The sequence below is a fragment of the uncultured Campylobacter sp. genome (assembly GCF_938045405.1).
In the GTDB taxonomy this organism is placed as follows: domain Bacteria; phylum Campylobacterota; class Campylobacteria; order Campylobacterales; family Campylobacteraceae; genus Campylobacter_B.
Genome location: NZ_CALIMW010000275.1, coordinates 1 through 10,727, shown reverse-complemented (window position 1 = coordinate 10,727; position 10,727 = coordinate 1). Strand labels below are relative to the sequence as shown.

The following is a 10,727-nucleotide window of genomic DNA, read 5'->3' as shown; positions in this document are numbered from 1 at the left end:
AAATACCGTCAGCAGATCCGGATGTCCGCGCAAGAAAAACCCGGCGCAGCGCCCAAGCACTATAACGTTGCCGCCCGAGACGATCTTCTCGTAGATTGCTACGATGCGATCGCGCTTTTGCTCATTGGCTAGCTCGTTGTGCGATATTGCCTGAAGTAGCGTATTTACGGGCATTTCGTTGTAGAACTCATACATCTGCTCGAAGCAGCCAAGCTCGTCTGCTTTGCGGAGCAGATCCGCCTTGGCTAGATAGGTGTAGCCTAAGCGCTCGGCTAGTTTGCGCGCGGTTTCGCGCCCGCCTGCGCCCGTTTGTCTAGCGATCGAGATTATCATATTTTCTCCTTAGATGAAATGTGCAAATATACCGGCACCGATGACGGTAAGAAGTCCCGTAACTGCCATTGCTAAAGACGCCATCGCGCCCTCTACGTCACCGATCTCAAGAGCGCGCGCCGTTCCCATCGCGTGGCTCGCGCAGCCTAGGGCGATACCTTTTGCCATCGCCTTTTTGATGCCAAAAATTTTAAGTAGCGCCTCGCCAAATACGCTGCCGATGATGCCCGTAGCGATGATGCAGGCCACCGTTAGTGTCACGATGCCGCCTAAGCTTTCGCTGATACCCATACCGATCGGCGCCGTGACGGATTTCGGTAGTAGCGTGACATACATTGTGTGATTTAGCCCAAATATCACCGACATCGCGTAGATGCTGCCTAGTCCTGCGATCATACCCGAAATCAGTCCTGCAAAAATAGCTAAAAAATTACTTCGCAAAAGCGCCAGCTGCTCGTATAGCGGCACAGCTAGACAGACGGTAATCGGCGTTAAGAAAAAGCTAATGTGCGAGGCGCTCGCGTTAAATTTCTCGTATGGAATTTTAAAGAGTAAAAGCACGCAGACGGTAAGCACGATACCGATTAGAAGCGGGTTGAAAATAGTTAGCTTAAAGCGCTTTTTTAGATAAAGTCCCAGCTCAAACGAGCCTAGGCACAAAAATACGCCGAAAAAAGCGGAGTTCATTAAAATTTCTCTCATTTTTTGTCGTCTCCGGATAAAATTTCGCGCTCCAGCTTTGCATCCACGCCCTTTGTATTCACGCCATCTTGTTCGTGCGCGGCTGCGTAGAGCCTGCGCTTAACGCGGGCGAGGGCGATTTTATAAAAGATCTGCGTTACTGCGCCACTTGCACCGATGACTACTACCGTAGAGACTGCCGTAATCGCGATGATTGCGAAAAGATGCTGGCGTAGCGCGTCGCCTGCGATGATGATCGCAGCGCCCGCCGGGATGAAGATCACCGGCATAATCTGCATAAAAAACGACACGGTTTCTCTGATCTGCGATACTTTGATGAGTTTGAAGATCAGGGCTAAAAGCATAATGACTAGTCCGTAGATGCTAGCGGGGATCGGCACAGGCACGAGCGCCGCCAAAATCTCCGCAACAAAAGATATTCCTAAAATCACACTAAATTGGATTAAGTAGTTCAAAGTTTACCTCGGATTAAAATTTAGGGCTAAATTTAGCACTTTGCAGTTAAAATAGATATTAATCTTGCTAGGTTTGGGCGAAATTTTGCGGCAAAATTTAAAATTTTAATCGCAAGCAGGAGCGAGATTTCACTTCTAAAATTTCAAATTTTAATCGCTAATTTGTCGCCGCTTTAGTGAATTTTGATTGGGATTTAAAATTTTAAGCGGTTAGAATAAATTTTGATCGGAGTTCAGAATTTGGAGCTGCCGATTAAGCTATCTGCGAGCCAGCTGCGTGAATGAAATTTTATACACAATTCTGCGCCGAACTCTGCTCCCAACTTCACGGCGCAAAAACACATCGCGTGGAGTAGCCAGGCGCACATTGGGTAGTATGAGTCGTGTGGAAGCTGTGCGATCTGATGCAATCGTGCGGTAAATTTTAAAATTCCTGCGAGAGAGCGTTTAAATTTGAGTTAAATTTCGGCGAATAAACAAGCGCGCTTAATTTTAAAGAACGGGCAAGCGAGTGCTTAAATTACGAAGTTCGCGCCGCTCGAGTTTAAATTTCACGATCCGCGTCTCGCGGATATGGGTGCTGTCGCTACTAAATTTTACGGCGCCGTTAAAATTTAATACCGCGTAAGACACGCCGCTAGCAAATTTTGCGGCGGGCGCAGTCGTATGAGCGACGGCTCGTTTTAGCCGGATCGAAATCCACGTGTAGCAAATGACAAGTGTGGCGCGAATGCCATGCGCTGCGTATTTTAAAGGCTGGGAGCGGCCGCGACTCGCGGTACAATCTGCGTCGCAGTGCAAAGCCGAATTAAATAAAATTTCAAAAACCGATTTAGCGCCGCCACCCGAGCAAAAAGCGCAGGCGAATCCCGCGCGAGGTCCTACCCTAGCTCGATTTTGACGTCTAGAACCTTGCAGACCAGATCAAAAATTTCAATATCGACGTTGGGCGCGTATTCGTCCAAGACCGCGTAAACTTCGGTGCGCATATCCTCGTCGTGGCCCGGGTGTGAGCGCGAATACAGCTCATCCGTGCGCTGCACGAGCGTGAGATTATCGATATCTCGCTCGCGCATCGCCTGCTTGAGCCGCTTTGAAATTTGCCATTTGAAACTTTGCATTTTCGCTCCTTTAAATTTGCGCGATACTAGCCAAAAGGGCTTTAAAATTTAATTTCTTAAATCCGGCGACGCGTTTCGGCGCAATCAACGAGCCTGCGCCGCTCGGTCCTACGCTTGCAGTTTAGATCAAGGCTTTACCGGCTAAATAGAAGATTATCTTTGCGTAAATAGCGCTAAATCTTGCAAAGCCAATGGGATTACTTCGCCGTGCGAAGCGCCTTCGTAGAGCCTAAACTCGCAAGAAAGCCCCTTTGTTTTTAAAATTTTAGCTAGATCGGCTACTTTTAAAATTCCCGCTTTATCGGTTTTTCCTTTACGCATTTCACGCGAGCCAGCAACGAGCATTATGAATTTCGCTTTTAAATTTGATCTAAGCTTTCCCTCGTCTAGGGCATCTCTGATCAGCTGTGATTCGCCCCACCACAACGAAGGTGAGGCGATAAAAAACTCGTCGAAAATCCCATCGTCGCGCAGCAAAGCATAAATACCGAATAGCCCGCCAAAAGAATGTCCGAAGTAAATTTTATCGCTTTTTGCCGTAGAGTATTTTTTCTCCACGAGCGGAAATAGTTCATCTTTTACGAAATCGTAAAATTCTGCTGCGCCGCCGCCGTTTGCATATTTTTCGCCGCTCGCCGCGGGCGTTAAATCTCTCGTGCGACGCTTAGTATCATACGCTAGCGGGCTGTCGTATCCGATGCCTACTATAAGGACGGTTTTGCTTAATTTCGGCACCGCTTTTGCGTTTTGCTTTGCGCCATTCGCATAAATTTTCGCATAGGAGTTTAAAAGTATCGGAAACTGCGCGTTCGCATCAACCATAAAAACTACCCTATCGTAGCGAGCGACATTTTTTTGGCGAGCTATAAAAATTTTATATTTTTCGCCGCTCTTGCTTTTTAAAATAAAATCGCTCACGTTAAACATTTCGCGCGCAGCTCCACTTACCCGCTCAATCTTTTGCGGCGGTTTTGCCCCCAGATCGCAAGCGAATAAGCACGCTAAAAAGAGCGCGTCAAATACCACAAGAAAGCTCTTTAGGCTTACCATTTAGCGTTTACCTTAAACCAAAACCTCCTGCCCTCCTCGGGATACCAATAGTAATTGCCGTCGTCTGCGAGACCCTCGTCGTATCGGACGTTATCAAAGATATTGTAGGCGGTTAAATTTAGACTCAGATTATCGTTTAAATCGTATTGTGCGCCCAAATCCGTAGTAAAAAGCTTTTTGTCGTTTTTGCTGACTCTATTGCCCGGACCGAATTGTACGCTTGTAAGCTCGCTTTCGTAATTAAGACCGATAAAAGTAGAAAGCGGAGCGATCGGCCTATAACTAAGCGTCGCATGTGCGGCATGTTTCGGAGTAGCGGTCAGGGATTTGCCATCTAGCCTACTAAGATTGGTTTGGCTAAATTTAACGGCGCCGTTTGGCGTATAGATCGTAGGATCCCCGGTTTCGATCTCGGAGTGGCTATAGGTATAGTTTGCCTTGAAATTTAGCCTCTTAGTAATATCGTAATCGCCGCTCAGCTCAACGCCGTAAACCTGGGCTCCTTCTATATTAAAATACGTTCCCCAACCCGGGCAATTAACGCTCGGTGCGCCGGCGCAGCCTCCGTAAGCGGGAATCCTATTGATATTGCTGCCATCGGTATCTAAAATTTTATCTTTGAAGTCGTTTTTAAATAGCGTGATATTGCCGCGTAGATCGTCTGCATTGTCGTAATAAAGCCCGATCTCGTAGGTCGTGCTTTTCTCGGGCTTTAAATCCTTGTTACCGAAATCTATAATCCTCCAGCCGCCCTGAATCGTGCCTACTTCCGGCGAAATTTGATTGACGTTGGGAGTTTTATAACCGGTTGCGACGCCGCCTTTGATCGTCCAGGTATCGCCTATATTAAACGTCGCGTAGGCTCTAGGAGAAAAGTGGTTGCCGAAGTATTCGTTGTGCGTGAGCCTGCCGCCGAGCGTTAAAAATAGCGTATTTTCCAAAATTTCAATCTCATCCTCTAAAAATCCCGCATGCTCGTTCATAGAAAATCGCTGCGGAGAGCGTAAATTTTGCCTATTCGAGTTTGAAACGATAAAAGTCGTTCGCACATCTTGCTTGCTAAAATCATAGCCGAAGGTAAGCGTATTTATACCGAGATAAGTCGTAAATTTGGAATTAAAATTTCTATTTTTTACGATTGCGGGAGAAAGGCTATCAAAAATGCTCGTACGGCGAGTCTTATCCCAAAAATAACTTATATCAGCACTTAAGCTCTCGAACTCACCCAAATATCCGACGCCGTGATTTTCTCTTTTATATTTATAGTGATTTAATCCACGCGCGTTGGGATAAACGGCGGTTTTACCAAGAGTCCTTGAATAATCGTGATTTTGCCTTCCGATTTGAACGTAAAATTTATTATTTTCATCCGGCGTTAGCCAAAGCTTAGCGTTAGAATCCGATTTATCGTTCTTTTGATAGCCTCCCTTATAGCCGTCCTCGTCGCGCAGCTTTTTATATCCCCACAGCTGAAGCGCCGCATACTGCCCGAAGGGAATATTGACGTAGGCTTCGCCCATCTTGCCGTTTCCGATACCCTCGTGATCTTGGATAGTCGTAGATATGGCGGCGCTTCCGCTAAATTTAGAAAAATTCTTTTTCGTAATGATATTTATCACGCCGCCTACCGCATCGCTTCCGTAAAGCGAGCTCATCGGCCCCCTAATCACCTCGATACGCTCTATCGCTCCTGCGGGCGGGATAAAATTCGAGTTCATATCGCCCGCTCCGCCTTTTGGGTTCGCCGCCGCGGAACTTACGCGTTTGCCGTCGATAAGCACAAGGGTTTGAGAGCTTTCCATTCCTCTGATGGATATCCCGCTTGCCGGGCCGTCGTCGCCTGCGATAACGCTGACGCCAGGCATTTTACTCGCGATATCGTGTAGCGAAGTGAATCTGCCGCTTGATATCTCTTTATTATCCAAGGTGGAGATGGAGGCCGGCGCCTGCCTGATATCTTGGCGAAAGCCGCTCGCACTTACTACGATTTCGCCAAGATTCGTGCTATTTGCGTCACTGCTTAGGTGTGAGCCTTCCATACCGCATAAAATCGAAACGCTCGCGCATATCGATAATGCGATAAATTTCGCCTTTTTAAAATACATATCTTTTTGCATTTTTGTTCCTCTATTTTGAAATTTAATCGCGGATTATAACTCAAAGCGGATAAATTTAATATTAATTATTAAAGTATTTTTATAGAATTAAATTTGACTAATAATTCCCCATTCCATCGATATTTTTATAAAAATTATTTTAAATAAAGTACAGCATATAATCAAGATATTGCTGTAAATAAGTAAAATTTTATAACGCCCGGTCTTAATTATCAAATCGTTTTGAAGAAATTTTGCACAGTTTTTGATTTTATCTGCTTTAAGAATCATTTTCGCTTTTGTGGACGTGTATATTTTAAACTATCGAAGGCATTACAAGCGGCAAGGCAAAAACGGCTTTGCTCTATTGATTTCGTGCATCCTGCGGCTTGCGATAATTATAGACTAGCAATGGGATTAACATGCGATGTTTTTTAACACAGTAGCTTCGTATGAATAAATTTATCTTACTAAGGGACATAATCGCTTCGGCGCAATTTAAAATTTTGAGTAGTTTATATAGGCGGATTTAAATTTAAACTAGATTTATCAGCACGGCACAATCTGCCGAGGTTTTAAATTTAGAGTAAAGAGTCGATTCAAATTTAAAATCCTGGCGCAAGAATGCAAAATAAGAAGATAAAATTTAATAAGACCCCGCAAATTTATCTTAAAATTTAGCGGGATCAAATTTGATTTTACGCCACAGGCGCGCTATTTTCGGCGTGCGTACCATCTGAGTCTTTAGGTCTTAAAACCCACTGCTTTGCAAAGATCAGCGCGTAGATCGCAGCGCCGATGCCGTAGCTTGCGTATTCGCTTGGGATAAACTCTATAAATTTCGCGCAGATATTAGGCACCAGCATTAACGGCGTTACGAGCAGCAATAGTAGGCGCTCTATCGGGTTGCACTTGGTTACGAACCAACCTTGCAGCGAGGAGCTGAAAGCAAACATACCCACGATCGCCGTGGCAAAAATTAGCACGATTTGCAGTGGATCGCTGATCCAAACGATGCTTTTTGAATCCATCGGATCGCCGATGCTTTGGATCAAAAGCAGCTTGTTGTTAAAAAAGAACGCAAACGGAAGCACCGCCGTGCGTAGATCGTAAATGAAGCCCTGAAGTCCTACTATTACCGGATTTGCTTTTGCGATGCCCGCGGCAGCGTATGCGGCAATACCCACGGGCGGGGTATCATCGGCTAAAATTCCGAAATAAAATACGAAAAGATGCACCGCGATCGCAGGGATCAAAAAGCCGTTTTTGCCCGCTAGTATCAAAATCACTGGCGCAATCAGGCTTGAAACGACGATATAATTCGCCGTCGTAGGAAGCCCCATGCCCAAAATCAGGCTCATTATCGCAGTCATCAGAAGTATCAGCACTATGCTATTTCCCGCGACCGCCTCCACGAGCTCTGAAAGAACCTGTCCCAGCCCGGTAAGCGAGATCGAGCCGATGATGATGCCCGCTAGCGCGGTGGCTACGGCGACGGTGACCATGTTTTTGGCAGCACCCACCATAGCCCAAAAGATATCGACAAAGCCGACGATGAAATCGGACTTGCCGACCTTTTCACCGAATATCGTTTTCTTAGCGGGCTCTTGCACGATCATTATTAAAAACAGCACGCAGATCGAGTTAAACGCCGCAGAGATCGCACTTTCTTTTAGAATCAATAGAGTAAAAAGAAGCACCAAAATCGGTATTATGTAATGAATGCCGCTAAATATAATTTTTAGCTTTGAAACCTTGGCGTAATCGCGGCTACCGCGAAGCCCCAACTTGCAGCTTTCCAGATGCACGATAAAAAATAACCCCGCATAGCAGACGAAGGCAGGGATCACCGCCGCGATCATTACGTTGGTGTAGCTCATGCCTAAAAATTCCGCGATGATAAACGCCGCAGCGCCCATGATAGGCGGCATAAGCTGCCCGTTTACGCCTGCTGCGACCTCGATAGCGCCCGCTTTAGTGGCGGTAAGCCCCGCTTTTTTCATAAGCGGGATCGTAAAGGTGCCCACCGTCACGACGTTTGCGGTCGAGCTACCGCTTACCATGCCGGTTAGCCCGCTGGCGATTACGCTAGCCTTGGCGGGTCCTCCGCGAAAGCGACCTAAAATCGCAAACGCTACGTTTATAAAATACTGCCCCGCTCCGGCTCGCTCCAAAAGCGCGCCGAATAGCACGAACAGATAGATGAAGCTGGTGCTGACCCCTACCGGCACGCCGAATACGCCCTCTGTAGTTAAAAACATATGCCCTGCAAGCAGTTCAAAGCTTGCGCCGCGGTGCGCGATGATATCTGGCATATAAGGGCCGAAGTAACAATATAGAAGAAAGGTAAAAGCGATAATGCCAAGCGCGGGCCCCATCATACGACGACCCGCCTCAAAAAGGATAAAAATACCTATAAAGGCTACTACAATATCTCTGGTTAGATAATTTCCCGGGCGCTGCGCTAGCCCGTTAAATTCTATCGCAGGATACAAAATTGCGGCGACTCCGACGATTAATAAAATATAATCGTAAAACGGGATATAAAAATGCGCCTTAGAGCGCGGGCGAAATGGAAAAAGCGAAAAAATTATAAAAACAGCGAACGCCAAGTGGATCGAGCGCGCGATATTCGTATTTAGCGTAAAATACGCGATATAAAGCTGAAAGACCGACCACGCGAAGCAGACCAGCGTCACGAGCCAGAAGAGCTTTTTAGAGGTAAATTCTCTACTCTTTACCTCTAAAACCTGCTCGTCGTTTTGTGTAGATTTCTCCATCAACTAGCCTATTTCAGCAGTCCGGCTTCTTTATACACCGCCTCTGCCGCAGGATGAAGCGGCGCGCTAAGCCCCTCTAAAAGAGATTCTTTGCTTACCAAATTTAGCGCAGGGTGTAGCTTTTTATACTCGTCGAAATTATCAAGTATCGCCTTAACTACCGCCCTAACCGCCTCGTCGCTTTGGCTAGCGTCGGTTACGAGCACGGCCTTTACGCCGATAGTCTGCGTATCGTGATCTACGCCGTCATACATTTTCGCAGGGATCACGCCTTTGGCAAAATATGGATATTTTTCTAGAATTTTTTTGATATGCTCATCGTCGATGCCGACTAAGTCGATAGGAAGCGAAGTCGCCGCATCGGTGATATTTGCGGTCGGATGTCCTACGACGTAGAAGTATCCGTCGATCTTCTTATCTTTTAGCGCCATAGGGCATTCTTGCGCGGTTAAGACGCCGTGTTGGGCGAGCTTTTTGAGATCGAAGTCGTAGTTTTCAAAAACTATCGTGCTGGTTAGCTCGTTGCCGCTACCAGGGTTTCCGATATTGATCTTTTTGCCCGCAGCGTCGCCGTAGGCTTTGATGCCGCTCTCTTTAGAGACGACGAAAGCCAAAAGCTCCGGATAGATCGAAATTACGGAGCGTAAATTTTTATCCGCCGCGCCTTGAAATTTGCCCGTACCGTTGTATTTATCATAGACGACATCGCTTTGAACGAAGCCGAAATTTAGCTCTTTTTTAAGCACGTTATTGACGTTATATGTCGAGCCGCCCGTCGATTGCACAGAGCATTTCATATTTTTATCCATATTTACCAAGCGGCAAATCGCGCCGCCTACCGGATAATAGGTGCCGGTCATACCGCCGGTGCCGATATTGATGAACTCCTTAGCGCCTGAAACGCTAGCTAGTAAGGCCAAACCGGCCAAAGCAACAGAAAATTTTTTCATCTTTGCTCCTTTTTGAGTTAAAAGTTTGAAAGTATTGCTAAATTTCTATAAAATTCTAATAAAAACAGATCGAATTTTGCGCAAATTTACGATTTTACACATCGCGGTGCAGGTGATCTAATATGAGAATAGGGCGGCGATCTGCTCTGACATGCCAAATTTTACCGCGATAAAATTCTAAGCTTGAAATCCAAACGCCCGTGGATAAAATTTAACGCTATAAATTTCAAGTCTTAATAACTCACGCCGCTAAGATACAGCCCGTTCGGCGGAAAGGGGATTCTGCTAAGAGCTCGCGAGAAGCTGATCTTGCGCCCGCTCTGCACGGACTTTAGGGCATTTGCGACCATCAGCCGCACCTGCGCTCGCAAAAATCCGTTGGCTTTAAAATTTATCAAGGTCAAATTTCTAAAAGAGTAGGCGCGCGCGACGTAGAGCTCGCGCACAGGGCTTTTTATGTCGCTGCCGCTTTTCATAAACTCGCTAAAATCGTGCTCGCCGACGAAATTTGCAAGCGCAGCATTGAGCGCGGCAAGATCCACGCGCGGATAAAACACGCAAAAATCGCTAAGAAAGGGGCTTGGACGTCCGTGGTTTAAAACGTAGCGATAGCAGCGCGCTATGGCGTCGTAACGCGGATGAAAATCGCGCGGTACCGGGCTGATGTGTTGCACAAAAATATAGGGCGCGCAGTGGCGGTTTATGAGCTCTTTTAGGCGCGGCAGCTCCCAGTGCACGGTACATTCGACGCAGCTTACCTGGCGCAGTGCGTGCACCCCTTTATCTGTGCGCGAGCTGCTGATTAGCGGCGCAAAGATCCCCACGCGCCCCAAAGCCGCGCGTAGCACGTCCTCGACGCCGCGCCCGTGAGGCTGAGACTGCGAGCCGCTAAATTTCGAGCCGTCATAGGAATAGACGAGCTTGAGCTTTACGCGTTCGGAGTTTGCGCTCGGGGCATATGCGCACACATCTGCGGGAGTATTTGGCGGGGCACTTATTTTGCCGATGTGCGCAAGTTTGCTCGCTGCGAAGTCGCTTGCGGGCGCGCTTTCAATAATATTTTTGAGTTCGGACGCGCTTGCGAGGGTGTTTGCGGAAATGCCCGCTTTGTAGGCGGTATCTGCTTTGAGAGAGTCTGCGGCGCGGTCGTCTACGCGCACGGTCGTGTAAATTTCCTCTGCGCTTGCCGCGCAAATATCGGAAGCGGCGGTATCGGCGGAATTTTTGCGGGCGGAATTTA

The 10,727-nt window shown here is 47.1% G+C and carries 9 protein-coding genes; all 9 read right to left on the bottom strand.

The window, feature by feature from the left end; translation table 11 throughout:
- A partial coding sequence (locus Q0140_RS11450) for a cytidylate kinase family protein (protein ID WP_297964701.1) occupies positions 1-333 on the bottom strand: 333 nt, incomplete at its 3' end.
- 9 nt (positions 334-342) lie between these two features.
- Positions 343-1,035, bottom strand: coding sequence for an LrgB family protein (locus Q0140_RS11445; protein ID WP_005873245.1), 693 nt, complete (start codon positions 1,033-1,035; stop codon positions 343-345).
- Positions 1,032-1,490, bottom strand: coding sequence for a CidA/LrgA family protein (locus Q0140_RS11440; protein WP_081451750.1), 459 nt, complete (start codon positions 1,488-1,490; stop codon positions 1,032-1,034). The genes Q0140_RS11445 and Q0140_RS11440 overlap by 4 nt, the downstream gene beginning before the upstream one ends.
- Positions 1,491-2,371: 881 nt before the next feature.
- Positions 2,372-2,611 carry a hypothetical protein gene (locus tag Q0140_RS11435; protein ID WP_297964699.1) on the bottom strand — a complete coding sequence of 80 codons (240 nt, stop codon included), beginning with the start codon at positions 2,609-2,611 and terminating at the stop codon, positions 2,372-2,374.
- Between the two features lie 153 nt (positions 2,612-2,764).
- A complete protein-coding gene (locus tag Q0140_RS11430; protein ID WP_297964697.1) occupies positions 2,765-3,661 on the bottom strand; it encodes an alpha/beta hydrolase-fold protein in 897 nt (298 codons plus the stop codon).
- Entirely contained in the window at positions 3,655-5,778 is a 2,124-nt protein-coding gene (locus Q0140_RS11425) for a TonB-dependent receptor (protein WP_297964695.1), read from the bottom strand. Before Q0140_RS11425 ends, Q0140_RS11430 begins: the two co-directional genes overlap by 7 nt.
- A gap of 677 nt (positions 5,779-6,455) precedes the next feature.
- A complete protein-coding gene (locus Q0140_RS11420; RefSeq protein ID WP_297964693.1) occupies positions 6,456-8,537 on the bottom strand; it encodes a TRAP transporter permease in 2,082 nt (693 codons plus the stop codon).
- A gap of 8 nt (positions 8,538-8,545) precedes the next feature.
- Positions 8,546-9,487 carry a TAXI family TRAP transporter solute-binding subunit gene (locus Q0140_RS11415; RefSeq protein WP_005873238.1) on the bottom strand — a complete coding sequence of 314 codons (942 nt, stop codon included), beginning with the start codon at positions 9,485-9,487 and terminating at the stop codon, positions 8,546-8,548.
- Positions 9,488-9,720: 233 nt separating this feature from the next.
- Positions 9,721-10,455: a tRNA pseudouridine(38-40) synthase TruA gene (gene truA / locus Q0140_RS11410; protein WP_366112877.1), complete on the bottom strand. Its 735-nt coding sequence runs from the start codon at positions 10,453-10,455 to the stop codon at positions 9,721-9,723.
- Positions 10,456-10,727: the final 272 nt, after the last annotated feature.

What these genes read in the sequence shown, in the direction of transcription:
- Q0140_RS11425 (WP_297964695.1), bottom strand. Translation starts at nt 5,778, where the DNA reads ATGCAAAAAGATATGTATTTTAAAAAGGCGAAATTTATCGCATTATCG.
- Q0140_RS11420 (WP_297964693.1), bottom strand. Translation starts at nt 8,537, where the DNA reads ATGGAGAAATCTACACAAAACGACGAGCAGGTTTTAGAGGTAAAGAGT.
- Q0140_RS11430 (WP_297964697.1), bottom strand. Translation starts at nt 3,661, where the DNA reads ATGGTAAGCCTAAAGAGCTTTCTTGTGGTATTTGACGCGCTCTTTTTA.
- Q0140_RS11445 (WP_005873245.1), bottom strand. Translation starts at nt 1,035, where the DNA reads ATGAGAGAAATTTTAATGAACTCCGCTTTTTTCGGCGTATTTTTGTGC.
- Q0140_RS11415 (WP_005873238.1), bottom strand. Translation starts at nt 9,487, where the DNA reads ATGAAAAAATTTTCTGTTGCTTTGGCCGGTTTGGCCTTACTAGCTAGC.
- Q0140_RS11435 (WP_297964699.1), bottom strand. Translation starts at nt 2,611, where the DNA reads ATGCAAAGTTTCAAATGGCAAATTTCAAAGCGGCTCAAGCAGGCGATG.